The sequence below is a fragment of the Sphingomonas sp. PAMC26645 genome, from assembly GCF_004795835.1.
In the GTDB taxonomy this organism is placed as follows: Bacteria; Pseudomonadota; Alphaproteobacteria; order Sphingomonadales; family Sphingomonadaceae; genus Sphingomonas.
This window is the reverse complement of record NZ_CP039249.1, coordinates 3,967,689-3,984,994: the sequence shown is the minus strand read 5'-3', so window position 1 is coordinate 3,984,994 and position 17,306 is coordinate 3,967,689. Positions and strand designations below refer to the sequence as shown.

Genomic DNA, 17,306 nt, shown 5'->3' with positions numbered 1-17,306 from the left:
CTCGTCAGGCCGCTTTTGCCAGTGTCGCAACAGCGGGCGTGCCGGCTTCGAGGAAGGTAATCAGGCCACATTCCTCCCGGCTCATGTAGCGCTTGGCGCGGGGGAGGCGGAGCGCCTTGCGGAAGGTCGACTGACCGGTCTTGACGAGCGCGATCAGCGACGGGTGGACGTAGCTCTTCCGCGCGATCGCGTGGGTGTTGCCGAGGCGGGCGACGACGGGTTCGAGCATCGTCTTGAGGCTGAGGTCGCGTTCGGCCGACGCGAGCGCCTCGAACGCGGCAACGCTGGCGGCCCAGGTCCGAAAATTCTTGGCGGTGAAATTGGTCCCGGTGACGTCGCGGATGTAGCAGTTGACGTCGGTCGAGGTGACGGGGTGCGCGACACCGGCATCGTCGAGCCATGCGAACAGATGCTGTTCGTCGAGGTCCTGGCATTTCTTGACGAAGCTGCTGAGCGACCGGTCGGTGATCTTGAGCGTCCGCATCTTGCCGGACTTGCCCTTGTACTGGAGTTTCAGCGTCGAGCCCTTCACTTCGCCGTGGCGCTTGCGCAGCGTGGTGGCGCCGAAGCTCTCGTTCGCTTCGGCATAGGCTTCGTTGCCGATGCGGATATGGCCGCCGTCGAGCAGGCGGATGACTGCGGCGACCGCGCGTTCGCGGGTCAGCGAGCGTTTGCGGAGATCGGCCTCGACCGCCTTGCGGATCTTGGGGAGGGCGTGGCCGAAATCGGCGCAACGTTCGTATTTGGCGGCTTCCTGTGCTTCGCGAAAACCCAGGTGATAGCGGTATTGCTTGCGCCCTTTCTCGTCCCAGCCGACTGCCTGGATGTGGCCATTGGGCTTAGGGCAGAACCAGGCGTCGCGGTAGGCGGGGGGCAGGCCGACCGCGTTCAGCCGGTCGATCTCGTCGCGGTCGGTGATGCGCTCGCCCTTGGCATCCCAATAGCCCCAGCCGTTCCGCATCTTCTTGCGGGTGATGCCGGGCTTGGAGTCGTCGGAATATACGATCTTAGTGGGCAATGCGGTGGTCCCTTGGGGGCGTCTGATTCTGACTATCTCTGCAAATGTTCGGGAAGGCGCATCGTTCCGGAACGAGGCGGGCTGCGCTTGGTTGAGGGGGCACGGGATTTCACTGGAGACATGACATGGCCGATCTTTCCCAAGCTCGCGTATTGATGCTCGCTGCCGATGGTTTCGAGACCGTCGAACTGTTCGAACCGCGCAAAGCGCTGGAGGCGGCGGGGGCGAAAGTGACGCTCGCGTCGATCAAGACCGACCCGATCCAGGGCATGAAGGGCGACATCAACAAGGCCGAGACGGCGACGCCCGACCTGACGCTCGACGAGGTCGATACCGACGATTACGACGCGCTGGTGCTGCCGGGCGGCGTCGCCAACCCGGACACGATGCGCCAGCAGGAGCGCGCGATCGAGATCATCACCGAGTTCATGGAGGACGGCAAGATCATCGCTGCGATCTGTCATGCGCCGTGGCTGCTCGCCGAAGCAGACGTGATCGATGGACGCCGCGTGACGAGCTTCCCGTCGATCCGCACGGACCTGGAGAATGCGGGTGCGGACGTGGTGGACGAGGAGGTCGTGGTCGACGGCAACCTGATCACGAGCCGCAAGCCGGATGATATCCCTGCGTTCAACAAGGCGATCATCGCCGCGCTTGAGGAAGAACTGGCCGACGAGCCGGTCGACTGACCTGTTCCCCTCCCGCTTGCGGGAGGGGCTAGGGGAGGGGAGTGGCACCAACGTTTATGGCTGCCCCTCCCCCAACCCCTCCCGCGAGCGGGAGGGGAGCCTGTTGAGCCAGCGTTGGGCGGGGCGTTCTATCAGGTGATAGAGGGCAATCGAGGCCATCAGGACCAAGCCCAGATACAACGCTACATACATCGGCGACACGGCGGTCGCGTCTCTGACGAAGACGAGCTTGAACGCTTTCCACAAGATGAAATGGCTGAGATAGGTCGCATAGCTGATCTCACCTAGATAGTGCGTCGATCCCAGTTCGAACGGGTTTCCTGGCTTGCCTGCAGTCAGTGCCAGCAGCAGCAGGACAACGGCGGACAACGCGGGGACGACCAGCGTTTCCGGCGCACCCGCGATCCAGCTACCGGCAGCGACCATGGCTGCCAGCGCCGCCCATAGCGGCGCTCGCAAGACGCCGCGCCACCTCAACCATAGGACGCAGACGATGCTGCCCGTCGTAAACTCTACCAGGCAGCGAAGCAGGCCGTAGCGCGGGATATTGGCGCCGAGGGTAGTCGCATCCATCGCCAGGTGCAGGCCGACCAGCAAGCAGCCGGCAATTGCCAGCAATGCCCAGCTCGGCAAACGCCGCCAGTCCACCGCCATAACCAGCAACGGAAACAGCAGGTACGCACCTAGTTCGGCGCTGATCGACCAAGCCGGGTCGTTCCAGGCGAGGTGATGCGTGAAGCCCCAGTTCTGGAGCAGCAGGATGTGGAGCGGCAATTCCGGGAAGACGAACTGCGGATCGCTGCGGCCGGTTGCGCGGAGCAGCAGGGCCAGTGCGACGGCGCCGCCTAACGTGACCAGATGCAGAGGCCAGATGCGGGCGATGCGTTTCTGCAGGAAGCGCGGAATGCTTGCCGCGCCGCCGGTACGAATGCGGTCGGACCAGGTCAGCCAGATCACGAAACCGGACAGCAGGAAAAAGAAATCGACCGCCAGATACCCTTTGGCGAAGACGTCGCGCAGTCCCGTAGGCAACCCGGAGATAGACAAGCGGATGTGGTATAAGACGACGAACCACGCAGCGATCCCGCGAACGCCGGTCAGCGCGCGCAGTTCGTGAACCGGAGCCCGGTCGATCATGCCGACAGTGCGTCCGGAACCACAGGCTTGGCGGCGGGGGCCACACGGCGCATCGGCCGGAACGATTGCTCGCTCCGCTTGCGCGCCAGATACGTGTCGAGGCCGATCTGCGCGCCGATCAGCATGTAGATGAACGGCTGGAACGCGATCGCGATGAACCCTGCGCCGAGCAGGTAAACGATGTGCCCGCTTTGCAGCGCCGCTGCGAGCGGTCCGGCCCAGGCATATTCGCCCTCCGGATCGCGGTAGCGGCGGCGTATGAATTCCATGCGGACGATGCCGATCAGGTTGATCGCGAGCCATATCGCAAGGCCGGGATAGCCCTGCTCGCCGAGCATCTCGAAATACGCGCTGTGATACGCGCGGGCCTTGTCGACCTCGACCTTGGGTGCCTCGGCAGCGCCGGGCGTGGTCTTTAAATCGTAGCGGATGTGGTTGCCCAGATACGCGTTGAAGCCCCCGCCGAACGGGTTCGCCTTTGCGTATTCGATCGTCCATTTCCACACCGCGAGCCGCGTCGAGGCGGATTCGTCGGCGTCGTAGGTCTTGATGGTGTTCATGCGGTTGGTGAAGGTCGAGGGCAGGAACGGGATCGCCGCCAGCCCCAGCACGCCGAGCATCGCCAGATACGCGACCTTGCGTTTCACGTTGCGGATCGACAGCAGCGCGAGCAGGCCGATGCAGAGCAGCCCGGTGCGCGTCGACGTGCCGACCGGGATCAGCAGGCAGGCGAAGACGAGCGCCAGGCAATAGGCCTTCACCCGCCAGTCCGGCCTGAAGATCGTGCCGTGGTGCATGAACCAGACGATGATCGGGACGATCGCGATCGCCACCGCGCTGATCGTGCTGCCCTCGTACAGTCCTGAATTATTGTCGACCATCAGGTTCAACTGGCCGTAACCGCCGCCGCCGCTGGCGATCGTCTTGATCCCGCCGACGACGATGATCGACGATGCGGCGAGGATCATGAACAGCAACAACGCCTCGATCCGCACGCGCGTGCGCAGCGTCAGGGGGAGGAACGCGGCGAAGGCGAGCGCCTTCCACACCCAGTCCCATTTCTCCTTGGCCTCGACGGGAAAGTCTGCGGCGATCGTCGTGCCCCAGCAATAGAGCAGCAGCAGCACGATCAGCACCTGTCGCCCACCGACGCGCGTGTCCCGCTTGTCGTCGGCGATGATCCACCCGCCGACCGCCAGCGCGACCGCGATCAGCGAGATCGGCACGCTGTTCAGTAGCAGGTAGGTCAGCCGCTGCGGCGATACGATGTCGATATAGACATAGACGAGCACGAGCAGGAACGGCCGCTTGAACCCCATTCCGAAGAACGCGAGCAGGAAGGCGATGAACGCGAGATCACGCATCGCGGCGGGGTTTCTCTATCGGCGCGGGCTTCTTTTCAGGCGCGTCGTGTGGGCTAGGCTCGCGATCGAGGTCGGGACGTTTGAGCAACAGGAAGGCGGCGAGCATCATCAACCCGTGGCTGAGGCCGAGCGCGAGATTGTCGATCATGGGTACGGCCTCCTTTCCGGACATGCGGGCATCACGGAATCGTCTGTAGGCATAGTCGGTTGACGCGCCGTTAAGCGATCTGTGGCAGACGACGTCCACGATGCGTATCCTTCATATCCTCGATCACGGCCTGCCGCTGCAAAGTGGCTACACGTTCCGCACCCGGGCGATCCTCAAGGCGCAGGAAGCGCTCGGCTGGACCGTCGCTGCAGTGACCGGCCCGCGGCACGGTATCGCGCCTGCTTCGGTTGAGGCAGTCGACGGGCTGACCTTCCACCGTACGGATGCGGGGGTGAAGCCGGGACCGGTCGGCGAAGCCGTCGGGATCGCGGCGTTCGCCAAGCGGATCGAGGCGGCGGTCGATGCCTTCAAGCCCGACATCCTCCACGCGCATTCGCCGGTGATCGATGCGCTCGCCGCACTGATCGTCGCGCGCAAGCGGAAGCTGCCTCTGGTGTACGAGATCCGCGCGTTCTGGGAGGATGCGGCGGTCGGCAACGGGACGGGGACGGCGACGTCGATGCGCTACCGTGCGACGCGGGCGCTGGAGACGTGGGCGGTGCGGCGGGCGGATGCGGTCGCGGTGATCTGCGAGGGCCTGCGCGGCGACCTGGTCGCGCGGGGCATCTCCAGGGACAAGATCATGGTCTCGCCAAACGGCGTCGACCTCGACCTATTCGGCAATGCTCCGCCGCGTGACGATGCGCTTGGGGCTGAGCTGGGGCTCGAAGGCGCGGATGTCGTTGGGTTCATCGGCAGCTTCTACGATTATGAAGGGCTCGATGACCTGATCGCAGCGATGCCGGCGCTGGTCGCTGCGCGTCCCAAGGCGCGGCTGGTGCTGGTCGGCGGCGGGCCGATGGAGGCGGCGTTGCGCGCGCAGGCACAGGCATCGCCGGTGGCGGATGCGATCCGTTTCGTCGGGCGCGTGCCGCACCAGGAGGTCGAGCGCTATTACGGGCTGGTCGATATCCTCGCCTATCCACGCAAGCGCATGCGCCTGACCGATCTGGTCACGCCGCTGAAGCCGCTGGAGGCGATGGCGCAGGGGCGGCTGGTCGCCGCGTCGGACGTTGGTGGGCACCGCGAACTGATCCGCGACGGCGATACGGGCACGCTGTTTCCGCCCGACGATCCGCAGGCGATCGCGGCCGCGCTGGCGGGGATGTTCGCGGACCGCTCGGGGTGGGACGAACGGCGCGCACGGGGGCGTGCTTTCGTGCAGGAAGAGCGTAACTGGTCGTCAAACATTCGCCGTTATGCTCCAGTCTATGAACGGCTGATCGCGGCCGCGGTGCGGGAAAATTAATGGCAGAGTTTGCTCTTCGGACTTTGCAGCGCGGCAATCTGAATCGTCTGGTGCCGATCATGGGCGCAATCGCTGGGGGCGTGATCGCGGCGGCGGGCGTGATGCTGTCGTCGGGCGATGCGCTGGAGGCGCTCGTATCGGATACGGGGATCGCGGCGCTGATCCCGATGGCGGCACCGCCCCTCGGGGCGACGGCGCGCGCGATACTGGCGCTGGGGGCGGGGGCGTTGGTCGCGGCGATCCTGTGGTCGTCGCTTTATCTGCTGTTCGGGCCGGGTGGGGTGTTCGCTGGTACGCGACCGCGGGAAGACGGCGTGCCGGTGATCCGTCGCGCCGACGCACATCCCGACGCGCCGCCGCGCAAGCCGATGTCGGCGGCCGATCTCGGTACGCCGTTGATGGAGGTTGGCGTCGCGGGTTCGGCCGATGGGGCCGCGCGTGATGAACGGGCTATTCCCGCCGATCTCGACCTGCCGCTGGCCGCCTATGATCCGAAGGCGATGCGGCCCGTGCCGATGGAGCCTGCCCGACCGGTCGCGCCTCTGGCGCAGCCGACGATGGTCGCGCCGGTGATCGAGTCGGCGTCGACGGCCGAGCCGGCGACCTTCGTGACCGCGCCTGTGCCAAAGCCGGTCGAGCCGCTGGTCGTCGAAACGTCGCAACCGGTGGAGGAGGTCAGCGCGCCGACGCCGATCGCCCGGCCTCTGCGTGCGCAGGCCGAGCCGACTACGCCGCCGACGATCGAGACGCTGTTGCAGCGACTGGAACAGGGGGCGCTGCGTCGGGGGCGGATCGGGTCGCACTAAGGTAGACGCGCGCCGGTCGCCCTGGCGTACCCGAGGCTGTCGAAAGCGCTGTTTCTCTCTTCTTGCCTCTGATACCCATAGCTCGAAAAACATCGGGGAGGGATCATGGCAAACGCCGAAACCGTTATGGGCGAGCCGGAGAAAGGTGCATCGCGCTACGCCTGGTACGTGTTGTCGATCCTGTTCCTCGTCTACGTCCTGAACTTCGTCGACCGGCAGATCATCTCGATCCTGGCGGAGGACATCAAGCGCGACCTGGGGCTCAAGGACCAGGATCTCGGGTTCCTGTACGGCACCGCGTTCGGCGTGTTCTATTCGCTGTTCGGCATTCCGCTGGGGCGGCTGGCGGATAATTGGCACCGCGTCAGGCTGATGACGATCGGACTGTCGCTATGGTCGGTGATGACCGCGCTGTCGGGCTTTTCAAAGACCGGCGGGCATCTTGCCGCCGCGCGGATCGGGGTCGGGATCGGCGAGGCAACGGCTAGTCCTTCGGCATACTCGATCATCTCCGACTATTTTCCCAAGCGGCTGCGTGCGACCGCGTTGTCGATCTACTCCGCAGGCCTCTATGTCGGCGGCGGGTGTTCGTTGTTCATCGGCGGGCTGATCGTGCAGGGCTGGAACAAGGCCTATCCCGGCGGCGGACCGCTTGGCCTGGTCGGCTGGCAGGCGGCGTTCATGGCGGTCGGAGTGCCGGGGCTGTTGCTGGCGGTGTGGATCGCGACGCTGAAGGAGCCAATCCGCGGGCTTGTCGAGGGGCTGCCCGAGCCGGACAAGCATCCGGCGCCGTTCCGCGCGTTCGGCGCCGAACTGGTGACGATCGTGCCGCCGCTGACCTTGATCGGTGCGGCGATGGGTGGTGCGAAGGCGCTGGGGTATAATCTCATTGCGCTCGCAGTCGTGGTTGCGGCGGTGTCGGGGCTGGTCGCGGCGGGTGAACCGTGGCCGCAATGGGTGGCGATCGGGATCGGTGTTTACGCGGTGTTCTCGTGGGCGTCGGCGCTGAAGCGGCGCGATCCGCCGACCTTTGCGCTGATCGTCGGGACGCCGGCGTTCCTCTGCACGGTGGTGGCCTATGGGCTGAACGCGTTCCTGAGCTATGCCGCGAGTTTCTGGGCGGCGCCGTATGCGCTCCGCGAGCTTGGTGCGACGCCGGCGTCGGCGGGGTTCATGATCGGCAGCCTTGGCGCGACCGCTGGCTTCCTGGGGCTGACGATCGGCGGGGTGGTGTCGGATCGGTTGCGGCAAGGCAACCCGGCGGGGCGGTTGTGGGTGGTGATCTTCGGGGCGGTGGTGCCGGTGCCGTTCCTGATCCTCGCCTTCACCGCGTCGTCGCCGGTCGCGTTCTATACGGGGATATTCCTCGCGCAGTTGACCGCGTCGTGCGCGCTGGGGGCTGCGGCGGCGACTACGCAGGACATGGTGTTGCCGCGGATGCGGGGGACGGCGACCGCGACGTTCTTCATCGGGACGACGCTGATCGGGTTGGCACTCGGGCCATATATGGCGGGGCGGGTGTCGACGCTGACCGGGAGCTTGTCGATCGGGATGCTTTCGTTGCTGGTCGTGACGCCGATCACGCTGGCCTGTGCGGTGGCGGCGTATCGACTGGCGCCGCGGGCCGAGGCTACGCGAGAGGCTAGGGCTCGGGCGGCGGGGGAGGCGGTTTAACCGCCCCTGTTGACCCTAGCCCGGTCACCCTCTTCCGTTCGTGCTGCGCGAAGTCGAAGCACCTACGCTTGGGGCATGCCCCTCGACTTCGCTAAGGGCGAACGGGGAGGGGGCAGGTCGGTGCGCGAAAACTGTGTTTCGATACGAGCCGTCGATACGCCGCCTTCGGCCACTATTCGGTCTCTACTCAGCACGAACGGAAATTATACAAGCGAACGCGCCCCTCCCGAAGCGTTATGAGGGGCTATGTGCTTACCCCGCCTGGAACACCCCGCAGGCGATGCGCCCGCCGCTGTTGCCGGCCGGATCTGTCATCAGATCGTCGGGACCGGCATGCACCACGAACGCCGAGCCGTCCGTGTCCATCAGCCCCGCCATCGTCGCACCCGGGATCGTGATGCCGATCGTGCCACGTCCATCGTTGCCGATGATCAGGTTGGGCAGGTCGCCTTCATGCGGACCCTGCGGGTTCATGCTGCCGTGCTTCATGCCGGTCGGGTTCCAGTGGCCGCCCGCGGTCGTGAAGTCGGGGGCGTCGCAACGGCCGACCATATGGATGTGTGCGCCGTGCGTGCCGGGGGGCATCGCCTTGGCGTCGAGCGTGAAGCGGAGGCCGCCCGCGACTTCGGTTGCCGTTGCTCGGCCGACATCGCTGCCGGTCGCGGTCTGGAGCGTCGCGGTGGCGCGCTGGCCGCCGGATACGGGGGCACCGGTCTCCATGCCAGTCTTCTCGCAGGCGGTCAGCCCGATCGTCGCCGCGCCGAGCAATGCCAGTGTCGCAATCCGCATAGTGTTTCTCCCTGTTGATCTCTTGGCGAACCCTTCGCCGTGGCTCAGGTTCCACCCCCGCTATCGAGCGGCCAGCGCGCGACGGGTTCGTACGTCGCGCCGTCGCGGCCGAGATGGCTCTGGTACAGCACGAGATGGGGTAGCGGGAAGGGCGCGCTTGTCAGCGCGGCATGCGTCGCAAGCCAGTCTTCGATCGCGAACCCGACGCCCGCCGACCGCGCCAGCCGCGCGACGGTGATGTGCGGGAGATACGCGCGGTGTTCGGGCGGGAGGCCGGCACGAACGCATGCCTGGTCGACCTTGCGGTGGAGCGCGGCGAGCGCCTCGTGCGGCGTCACGCCGGCCCACAGCGTATCGGTTCGCCCTCGCTTCTCGAACCGGCCGACTCCGGTGAGCGCGACGCTCGGGACCGGCGCGACGATCTGGCTCAAAGCGATCGCGACGTCCTCCGCCATCGGCCGTTCGACCTCGCCGATGAAGCGGAGCGTAACGTGCAGCTGTTCCTCGTCCTGCCAGCGCGCGGACGGCACGCCCTCCATTATGTCGAGCAAGCTCTGACGGATAGCGGGTGGCGGGCGAAGGGCGACGAAAAGGCGGATCATGGATTGCGGCAGGTTAACCGCGAACCACCATGCCGATGCAACCACTCTGCTTGAAAAGCGTCCTGTAAAAGACGATATTCACCGTAACCGGCACCATGCCGGACAAAGGAGCTAATTTCACAATGGCTAATTGGTCTGACCCCCAGCCCCGCGCCGCGCCGTTCGGAACGACGGCCACGGGCCAGCGTACCGAGGCCTATGACGCTGGTCTCCGGTCGTACATGCTGTCCGTGTATAACTACATGGGCTCGGCTGTCCTGCTGACCGGCATCGTCGCGATGCTGTTCGCATGGGGCGGCGCAGAGTCGCCTGCCGCACAGGTGTTCATGAGCGGCGGCATCCTGAAGTACGTCATCATGTTCTCGCCGCTCGCGGTCGTGTTCGGCATGAGCTATGGCCAGAACAAGATGTCGACCGGCACGATGCAGATGCTCTTCTGGGGCTTTGCCGTGCTGATGGGCCTGTCGATGTCGACCATCTTCCTGGTCTATAGCGGCACGTCGATCGCAGGCGCGTTCTTCGCCACCGCCGCCGGTTTCGCTGGTCTTAGTCTGTACGGCTACACGACCAAGCGCGACCTGTCGGCGTTCGGGACGTTCCTGATCATCGGCGTCGTCGGCCTGCTGGTCGCGAGCCTGATCAACATGTTCCTGCAGTCGGGCGTGATGCAGCTGGTCATCAGCGGTGTCGGCGTGCTGTTGTTCGCGGGCCTCACCGCCTACGACACGCAGCGGACCAAGGCGCTGTATGCGCAGGTCGCTGGTACGGACATGGTCGGCAAGGTCGTCATCATGTCGGCGCTGAGCCTGTACCTCGACTTCATCAACATGTTCATGTTCGTGCTGCGTCTGTTTGGTAGCAGCCGCAACTAACTCCCGCTAAGGGTGTGACGAACGCAGGGCTCGGCGGGACACCGCCGGGCCCTTTTCTTTTGGCCTCGGGACAGGAATGGGACGCGCAATGCGGCTCTCGATCGACGTGCGTCTGGATTACGGGATCGCGGGGGATGCCGATGTGCTCCTCCAGATCGAGGCGGCGGCGATGGCCGACCAGACGATCGAGTCCGAATCCCTTACCTTGTGGTCCGACAGTCCGATCCGTGCGGTGCGCGGCGAGGATGGGATCGGGCAACGTTGCTGGTCGCGCGGGCATGGGCGGTTCACGGCGGAGTATAAGGCGATCGTCGCCGTAAATCGCGAGCGGGTGCAGCTCGAGCTGTATCCGGCGACGCCGCCGCGAATGCTCGATGGCGAGCTGACGCCGTATCTGATGCCGAGCCGCTATTGTCCGTCGGACCGCTTCGAGGGCTTCGTCGCGCGCGAGTTCGGCGGGCTGGAAGGCGGTCCGCTGGCGGCGGCGCTGACCGAGTGGGTGTACCAGTCGCTCGACTATCGCTGTGGATCGAGCAGCGGAGAGACGACCGCGCTCGATACATTCGCGTCGCGCTCGGGCGTGTGCCGGGATTATTCGCATCTGCTGGTGTCGCTCGCGCGGGCGGGCGGGATACCGGCGCGGTGCGTGTCGGCCTATGCGCCGGGGGTCGATCCGCCCGACTTCCATGCGGTCGCGGAGCTGTGGCTCGCCGGCGACTGGCGGTTGATCGATGCGACCAAGATGGCGACGTGCAGCGATATCGCGCGGGTCTGCGTGGGGCGCGATGCGACCGATATCGCGTTCATGACGGTGTTCGGGCAGGCATATCTGTGGGAGCAGACGGTCAAGGTGACGCCGCTCGATTGAGCCGCTTCCCGGGGCCCTTCGCGGGGAAACAAAGCGCACTTCGACCGTTGGTATTCGCCAAGATTAAAAAGGGACGTCGTAATGACCGACATAGATAAGAGCGCGCTGGATAGCCTGTCCGTAGCGCCCGACGACAAGGATGCCGACGGCAAAAGCTCGGGTCGCGATCCACGCCAGGAAGCGGGCCAGGACAAGTCGATCGGCAAGCGGCTTCAGAAGAACCCCGATAGCGCCGACGCACGTCTCGATAACGGGCTCGACGAGTCGATGGACGGCAGCGATCCGATTTCGGCGACGCAGCCGGGCTCTGGCACCGAGCCGGCGAAGTCGTCGGGCTATGACGAGGATGCCGAGCGGGCGCTGCGCGAAAAGCAGGCGTAACCCTCGCATCTGCTCAACGAACGGGCGTCGGTCGGCAACGACCGGCGCTTTTTTGTTGCCCAAACGCCGCGCAAGACGATCAAATCGCTTAGTTTCGTTCGGTTCGTCGCAGCGTTGTTGCAGCGCAACAGCTTTCATGGTCGCTTGCTGTTACGGAAAGATGACGCGCGATAGGGTCGTTGTTAACCATCCGAGCGCATAGTCTACCGGTTCCTTGACGAGAGCGGGGTGACGACATGGCTTCCAGAATGAAACCGGCACAGGGGTCGATGACCCTCGCCGAGATGAAGGAATTCGCGGCTTTTCCGAGCTCGACGCAGCGGTATATCCGGCGATCGCTCGACGTAGGCCTGGACCGCGAGGACGCGATGCAGCGCTGGTCGCGCGACGTCGTCGAGGCGGCGAGCATCCGGGCGCAGGCGCGGCTCTATAACAACCTTCCCGATCTGCGCGCGATGGTGCCGGACGATAGCGGCCTCGATGCGATCGAGCCGTTCCTGGCGCCGTTGATGACGCTCGTCGCGTTCGACCTGGGGCAGGGGCGGCTGACAAGCTTCTCTGCGTTGCGGTTTTTGTACGAGCGGTTGATCGGCGCGGAAGTTCGGCCTTGGTTGCCGTCGGCGTTCTGCGCGGCGGCGGCACTCCCGCATCTGCATCCGGAACTGCGGCGCAAACTACTTCAGTCGATCAGCGAGGCGGCGGCAACTGCCTCGGGTTGGTCGAACCGGCAGCCGGCTTTCTTTCCTTACTGGGTCGAGAAGGTGGATTCGGGGACGACCTTGGCGAGTTGAAATCTCGCGGGTAGCGAGGCGGACTGTCAGGGCGTTATCCACCCCGGCGAAGGCCGGGGCCCAATTGGAGAGGTCGCAGTAACGATGCGCACCCCTTCGTTTAGCCAGGTCTCCCAATTGGACCCCGGCCTTCGCCAGGGGGGTAACGAGGGGGATCGGATCACCGACACGCACGCCATCCCATCGACCCACGGTTCGCCTGGTCGAGATGCAGGTGATCGGCGTGCGCGGCGTTGTAGTCGGGGGACAGCGTCGTCGCGAACAGCTGGCATGCACCGTCGCGGACGTCGCGGAGGAATGCGGCTTTGGGATCGTCGCCCTTCCAGTCTCGCGCGACGGTGATGCGGGTGCCGTCGGTCAGGCGGAAACCGGCGATGTCGACCGCGTCGGCGGTCGAGTGTTCGCTCCAGTTGCTCGAATGGCTGCCGGCGATACGGCGGCAACTATAGCTGCCGAAATGATCGATCGTCGCGACGCGTGCGCCGAAGTGACGTTCGGCGGCAGGCTGGACGATGTCCCATTCCCACATCGCCATCGCCGCGCCGACGGGACAGGCGACGCCTAACCCGGCAGGTGCGAAGGCGATCTTTCGAGCACCGCCGGTCAGGCGCACGCCGTCTGCATAGCCGCATTGCCCTTCGCCTTTGCGCGGCGGCAGGACGGTGTAGCGGACGCCGGCACGGTCGAGCAGCGCGCGGCATTGCGGAAAATCCTCGGTCAGCGCGGTGAGCTTGCGGCCCGTGAGCAGGCCGATCGGCTGGCCGATATCGAGCGGCGCCCAAGGCACGTCCTGCGGCCGTCCACGCAGGCCCGCCCACAGCATCAGCGCCAACGTCGCGATGACGACCAGCGCCACCAGCCACCCGATCGTCCTTCGCACCGCGCGCATGTCAGCCGCGCACCGCGTCCGACATCGGCTCTGACGTTATCGGATAACCGAGGTCGTCGGGGATGCAGAGATGCTCGACGCCGTCGCGTATCTCGGTCCACGGCGTGACGGTGCGGATGGGATGCGCGCGGGCGTCAGCGACTGCGGCGTCGAAATCGGTAAACTTCGCGAGGCGTTCGAGATTGCGGCGGGTCGGGAAGATGATCGTCGCGCGTCCGGCATCGGTCTCGGCGAGAACGTGCACCGCGGTGGCCCAGAACAGGCGGACGTTTTCGGTCTCGTCGACCCGCGCCGCAGGGGCCTCGGCGGGCAGGCGGGCGAGATAGAAGCGCGTGTCGAAGATGCGCGCATGGGCGTGTGCTGGCCGCCAGCGGGCGAAATATTCCAGCGCATCGAGATCGAGGGACGTGTCTGCGTCCACCAATGCTTCACCGAACGCGGTTCCGGCGTGAAGGGCGGCGCGCAACCGCTCGAAGGCTTGGATGGAGGGCATCGGCGACAGGCCGATCGGCAGCCCGGCCTCCTCGATCGTTTCGCGGATCGCGGCGATGCGCGCGGCCGTCTCGTCGTCGGGGCGGCCGAGCAGCGCCGCCAGCGCGCGGTCGCCGGGATCAACGCGGCCGCCGGGAAATACCAATGCGCCACCCGCGAACGCCATCGCCTTGGCACGCTCGACCATCAGCAGTTCCGGGGGGCCGGCTGGCGTGTCGCGGAAGATGACGAGCGTCGCGGCGGGGATGGCGGGGGGGAGCGCGTCGGTCATTGGCTTTGGTAACGCGCGAGGGCGGGATCGGGTAGCGTCGTGGGGGGGAGTCACTCGCAGGTGGGGCGGTGCAATCCGGCGCAGTTAAGCTTGTTCTCCCGCGAAGGCGGGAGTCCAGTCTGGGTCCCCGCCTTCGCGGGGAAACAGGGACGTTCGGTTCTAGCCGTCAGTCTGCGAGCATCGCGGCGAGTGCGGGAGTCAGGTATTCGCGGGCGGTGCCGTCGATTTCGGTGACGAGGCGGGCGGCGATGCGATGATTGTGCGCGAGGTCGAGGCCGTCCGGCCCCAGCACGGTGAGTGCGGTTGCCCAAGCATCGGCGTCGAGCGCGGTCTCGTGGATGACGCTGGCGGAGACGACGCCGGTATCGATCGGGCGTCCGGTGCGGGGATCTAGCGTGTGCGCGCCGCGGCGGTAGTCGCCGGAGGTCGCTACTGCCTGGCCGTGCAGCGCGATCCTGAGCGGGGGGAGCGTCAGGCCGGGCGGGCTTTCGAGGTCGACCCACCAGGGATCGCCGTCCGGCTTGATCCCGCGACCGACGAGTTCGCCGCCGATCTCGACCAGTGCGTTCGGGATGCCGGCGTCGCGCAAGAGGTCGGCGATGGTGTCGACCGCGTGGCCCTTGGCGATCCCCGAAAGGTCGAGCGCGGTGCCGCCGGGTTGGCGAAGGTGCGCGCCGGTGGGGACGAACGAGAGGCGGGACCAGCCCGATGTCGCGCGGGCCGTCTCGATCTCGGGCATGCTTGGGGGGCGTGTGACGGGGACGGGGCCGAAACCCCAGGCATCGACGAGCTTGCCGATCGCCGGATCGAACGCGCCGCCGGTTATCTCGGCGATTGCCAGGCCGCGCGTCATGACGTGTGCGAAGTCGGGTGGGAGCGTCGTCCAGGTGCCGCTTGGCGACCGGTTGAAGCGGGACAGGAGCGAGTCCGGTGCCCAGTGGCTCATCTCCGCGACGAGCCCAGCCAGCCGCGCGACGATCGCGGCGTGGATCGACGACGGATCGGTGCCGGCGGGCGCAGCGAAGCGCGCGCTCCACGACGTGCCCATCGTCTCGCCGTGCAGATCGAGCACCACCGCCGACGGATCGCGCGCCGCGAACGCCGCGGCGTCGATCGTCGGTGGCAGCGCGATCCTCATGCCGCCAAACTCATGCCGCCAAACTCACGGACGCATCAGGGCGTGAGCACTTCGAGCGTCGTGACGTAGCTCATCCGGCGCTCGGTCGCGCGCGGCGTGGTCGCCTTGGCGTCGGTCAGCGTCGCGTTGAGCCAGTACATTCCCGCGGTCGGCCACGAAACGCTCAACACGCCGTCCGCGCCTGTGGTCAGCTCGCGTGCGCCCTCGTCGTTGCGATAACGCTTGCCGCCGGGGATCACCGTGACCTTCAGGCCGGCAGCGGGCTTGCTGTCGACCAGGAAGCGGAACTTCGCGGTCTCGCCCGCGACCAGTTCGTCGGGGTGCGTGATCGGTGCGAACTCGAGGCCCTTGCCGGTCGGCTTGAAGACGGTGGTGGTCGGCGCGCCCGCGGTCACGAAGATCTCGTTGCGGCCCGACACCTCGGTGACCTTAACGTCGGTCGCGTTGGCGGGGATGTCGGCAACGGTCAGCGGGGCGGGGGCGTTCGGCTGCGGCGGACCACGACGACCGCCGAGGCGCTTCTCGACGCCATCGACCTTGAAGCTGCCCATGACGGCGGACATCTGCGTGCCGATCTTCCAGGTGCCCGGCTTGTCGAGCTTCACGTCGAACACCGAGCGATAGCGCCCGGTCGCGCCGTTCTGCAGCGTGCCTTCGCTGCCGTCGGGCTGCCAGACCTTCATGCCGTCGAGGCGGAGCGGCTGGTGATCGAAGAAGAACAGGTCGTTCGAGACGGCGGCGTCGACCGTCACCCAGCCGTCGGTCCCCGAGAACACGGTGGCCGACGGCAACAGCCACATGCGGTGCGCCGACAGCGCGGCGGGGATCGACAACAGCGCGGCGGCGGCCATCAGGCGTGCGACAAAAGGCTTCATGCTGTGATCCTTAGCGGGCGGAGATGGCGACGGCGCCGAGCTCGGTCTTGCCCGTGGTGCGGGCTCCGGCGGTAAGCGGTACGGAGACGAGTTCGCGACCGCCGGTCTCGCGCGCAGCCTCGACGTTGAGGACATACTGGCCGGGTTTGACGTCGGCGGGCAGGGGGATGGTGTACTGGCCCGGCGTCCGCGTCGCGCCGCTGACGCCGTCGGCGGGCATCGTCATGCTGCGGCCGCCCTTGCGCCACCATGCGCGCAGGTCCGCGAGCCATTTGGTACCGGGATCGTTGCCTCGCTTCTTGAGGTCGTACCAGACCGCTAGCGTCCGCGGCGCGCCCCCGCCGACCGGCTCCAGCCACACCGCGACATAGGGGCGATGATATTCCGCGACGTCGAGCCGCGGGATCGTGATCGTCACGGCACCAGGCGGCGCTGCAATCGCAGGCGACAACAGGGCAGGCGCGGTGATCGCCCCGCCGAGCAACAGAAACGCGGTAGGACGCATGGCGAAACCCCTCAATGGATGAACAGGATGGCGAGCAAGACCGGGAGCGCGAGCCCGGCGGCGACGATCGGCCAGGTCGAGGGCCGGTGCCGCGCGTGGAGTTGCAGCAGCAGGAGCCCGGTGAGCGTGAAGAGGATGCACGCCCCTGCGAAGACGTCGATGAACCAGAACCACGCCGCGCCCGCGTTGCGACCCTTGTGCAGGTCGTTCAGGTACGAGATCCAGCCGCGATCGGTGGTTTCCGCGGTGATCGCGCCGGTCGCGCGCGCGATGCTGACCCAGCCGTCGCCGCCGGGTCGCGGCAGCGCGACATAGGCGTCGCTATCGGACCATTCGACGGGCTTGCCGGCGGGATCGAGCCCGACCGCGTTCGCGACCGCCTTGGCGACGGGAACGGGGAGCGGCGCGTCGGCGGTATGCGGCGCGCTCAGCATGTGAAGCAGCGACCTCGGTAACGTGCCGCTTTTCTCCACGACGACCGGTTTGGCACCGATCGTCGCCGCATGGTTCAGCGTGATGCCGGTGATCGCGAACAGCAGCATCGCGGTCAGCGACAGCGCCGCGCTGATCCAGTGCCAGCTGTGCAATTGCTTGAGCCACCAGCTTCGCCACTTGCGTTTGCGCTTGGCGATCGTCGCGGGCGACGGGGAAGTTTGGGAGGCGTTCACAGTCGTCCGCCTATCGGCTC

20 protein-coding genes are annotated in these 17,306 nt (G+C 66.4%); 8 read left to right on the top strand and 12 right to left on the bottom strand.

Annotated features, from left to right (window positions below; all coding sequences use genetic code 11):
- Positions 1 to 4: 4 nt before the first annotated feature.
- Positions 5 to 961, bottom strand: coding sequence for a DNA topoisomerase IB (locus E5673_RS18210; RefSeq protein WP_136191619.1), 957 nt, complete (start codon positions 959 to 961; stop codon positions 5 to 7).
- Positions 962 to 1,143: 182 nt separating this feature from the next.
- Here E5673_RS18210 and E5673_RS18205 point away from each other — a divergent pair, with 182 nt between their 5' ends.
- Positions 1,144 to 1,707, top strand: coding sequence for a type 1 glutamine amidotransferase domain-containing protein (locus tag E5673_RS18205; protein WP_107961722.1), 564 nt, complete (start codon positions 1,144 to 1,146; stop codon positions 1,705 to 1,707).
- A 54-nt stretch (positions 1,708 to 1,761) separates the two neighbouring features.
- Here the strand turns inward: E5673_RS18205 and E5673_RS18200 are convergent, their stop codons facing one another.
- Genes E5673_RS18200 through E5673_RS19805 form a run of 3 tightly spaced genes read right to left on the bottom strand, consistent with a single transcriptional unit; the run spans position 1,762 to position 4,356 of the window.
- Positions 1,762 to 2,844: an acyltransferase gene (locus E5673_RS18200; RefSeq protein WP_136191086.1), complete on the bottom strand. Its 1,083-nt coding sequence runs from the start codon at positions 2,842 to 2,844 to the stop codon at positions 1,762 to 1,764.
- Complete coding sequence (locus tag E5673_RS18195; RefSeq protein ID WP_136191085.1) at positions 2,841 to 4,208, bottom strand: putative O-glycosylation ligase, exosortase A system-associated; 1,368 nt, start codon at positions 4,206 to 4,208, stop codon at positions 2,841 to 2,843. Before E5673_RS18195 ends, E5673_RS18200 begins: the two co-directional genes overlap by 4 nt.
- Complete coding sequence (locus tag E5673_RS19805; protein ID WP_168711666.1) at positions 4,201 to 4,356, bottom strand: hypothetical protein; 156 nt, start codon at positions 4,354 to 4,356, stop codon at positions 4,201 to 4,203. The genes E5673_RS18195 and E5673_RS19805 overlap by 8 nt, the downstream gene beginning before the upstream one ends.
- Positions 4,357 to 4,456: 100 nt before the next feature.
- On the opposite strand from E5673_RS19805, the gene E5673_RS18190 reads away from it, so the two are divergent.
- The 3 genes from E5673_RS18190 (at position 4,457) to E5673_RS18180 (ending at position 8,145) form a co-directional block, all read left to right on the top strand.
- On the top strand, positions 4,457 to 5,665 hold the full coding sequence (locus E5673_RS18190) for a TIGR04063 family PEP-CTERM/XrtA system glycosyltransferase (RefSeq protein WP_136191084.1): 1,209 nt from the start codon (positions 4,457 to 4,459) through the stop codon (positions 5,663 to 5,665).
- Positions 5,665 to 6,471, top strand: coding sequence for a hypothetical protein (locus E5673_RS18185; RefSeq protein ID WP_136191083.1), 807 nt, complete (start codon positions 5,665 to 5,667; stop codon positions 6,469 to 6,471). The genes E5673_RS18190 and E5673_RS18185 overlap by 1 nt, the downstream gene beginning before the upstream one ends.
- Positions 6,472 to 6,576: 105 nt before the next feature.
- Positions 6,577 to 8,145 carry an MFS transporter gene (locus tag E5673_RS18180; RefSeq protein WP_136191082.1) on the top strand — a complete coding sequence of 523 codons (1,569 nt, stop codon included), beginning with the start codon at positions 6,577 to 6,579 and terminating at the stop codon, positions 8,143 to 8,145.
- 252 nt (positions 8,146 to 8,397) lie between these two features.
- Here the strand turns inward: E5673_RS18180 and E5673_RS18175 are convergent, their stop codons facing one another.
- Both E5673_RS18175 and thpR read right to left on the bottom strand, forming a co-directional pair.
- Positions 8,398 to 8,934 carry a superoxide dismutase family protein gene (locus E5673_RS18175; RefSeq protein ID WP_136191081.1) on the bottom strand — a complete coding sequence of 179 codons (537 nt, stop codon included), beginning with the start codon at positions 8,932 to 8,934 and terminating at the stop codon, positions 8,398 to 8,400.
- Between the two features lie 44 nt (positions 8,935 to 8,978).
- Positions 8,979 to 9,536: an RNA 2',3'-cyclic phosphodiesterase gene (thpR, locus tag E5673_RS18170; protein ID WP_136191080.1), complete on the bottom strand. Its 558-nt coding sequence runs from the start codon at positions 9,534 to 9,536 to the stop codon at positions 8,979 to 8,981.
- A gap of 122 nt (positions 9,537 to 9,658) precedes the next feature.
- Here thpR and E5673_RS18165 point away from each other — a divergent pair, with 122 nt between their 5' ends.
- The 4 genes from E5673_RS18165 to E5673_RS18150 all read left to right on the top strand — a co-directional run bounded on the left by E5673_RS18165 (position 9,659) and on the right by E5673_RS18150 (position 12,448).
- Positions 9,659 to 10,408, top strand: coding sequence for a Bax inhibitor-1/YccA family protein (locus E5673_RS18165; protein WP_136191079.1), 750 nt, complete (start codon positions 9,659 to 9,661; stop codon positions 10,406 to 10,408).
- An 88-nt stretch (positions 10,409 to 10,496) separates the two neighbouring features.
- Positions 10,497 to 11,276, top strand: a complete 780-nt coding sequence (locus tag E5673_RS18160) for a transglutaminase family protein (RefSeq protein ID WP_136191078.1) — start codon at positions 10,497 to 10,499, stop codon at positions 11,274 to 11,276.
- A gap of 81 nt (positions 11,277 to 11,357) precedes the next feature.
- The gene (locus E5673_RS18155) at positions 11,358 to 11,657 is read left to right on the top strand and encodes a hypothetical protein (protein WP_136191077.1); all 300 of its coding nucleotides are present in this window, start codon (positions 11,358 to 11,360) and stop codon (positions 11,655 to 11,657) included.
- Positions 11,658 to 11,893: 236 nt separating this feature from the next.
- Positions 11,894 to 12,448 carry a hypothetical protein gene (locus E5673_RS18150; RefSeq protein ID WP_056065323.1) on the top strand — a complete coding sequence of 185 codons (555 nt, stop codon included), beginning with the start codon at positions 11,894 to 11,896 and terminating at the stop codon, positions 12,446 to 12,448.
- 160 nt (positions 12,449 to 12,608) lie between these two features.
- On the opposite strand, the gene E5673_RS18145 is transcribed toward E5673_RS18150, so the two are convergent.
- The 6 genes from E5673_RS18145 to E5673_RS18120 form a co-directional block, all read right to left on the bottom strand.
- Entirely contained in the window at positions 12,609 to 13,337 is a 729-nt protein-coding gene (locus E5673_RS18145; protein WP_136191076.1) for an extensin family protein, read from the bottom strand.
- A gap of 1 nt (position 13,338) precedes the next feature.
- Complete coding sequence (locus E5673_RS18140; RefSeq protein ID WP_136191075.1) at positions 13,339 to 14,100, bottom strand: NUDIX domain-containing protein; 762 nt, start codon at positions 14,098 to 14,100, stop codon at positions 13,339 to 13,341.
- A gap of 166 nt (positions 14,101 to 14,266) precedes the next feature.
- The gene (locus E5673_RS18135; RefSeq protein WP_247599468.1) at positions 14,267 to 15,238 is read right to left on the bottom strand and encodes an FAD:protein FMN transferase; all 972 of its coding nucleotides are present in this window, start codon (positions 15,236 to 15,238) and stop codon (positions 14,267 to 14,269) included.
- A gap of 35 nt (positions 15,239 to 15,273) precedes the next feature.
- A complete protein-coding gene (locus E5673_RS18130; protein WP_136191074.1) occupies positions 15,274 to 16,113 on the bottom strand; it encodes a DUF4198 domain-containing protein in 840 nt (279 codons plus the stop codon).
- Between the two features lie 10 nt (positions 16,114 to 16,123).
- Positions 16,124 to 16,618, bottom strand: a complete 495-nt coding sequence (locus tag E5673_RS18125; protein ID WP_168711665.1) for a DUF2271 domain-containing protein — start codon at positions 16,616 to 16,618, stop codon at positions 16,124 to 16,126.
- An 11-nt stretch (positions 16,619 to 16,629) separates the two neighbouring features.
- Positions 16,630 to 17,286 (bottom strand): PepSY-associated TM helix domain-containing protein, encoded by a 657-nt coding sequence (locus E5673_RS18120; protein ID WP_247599467.1) that lies wholly within the window; start codon positions 17,284 to 17,286, stop codon positions 16,630 to 16,632.
- Positions 17,287 to 17,306: the final 20 nt, after the last annotated feature.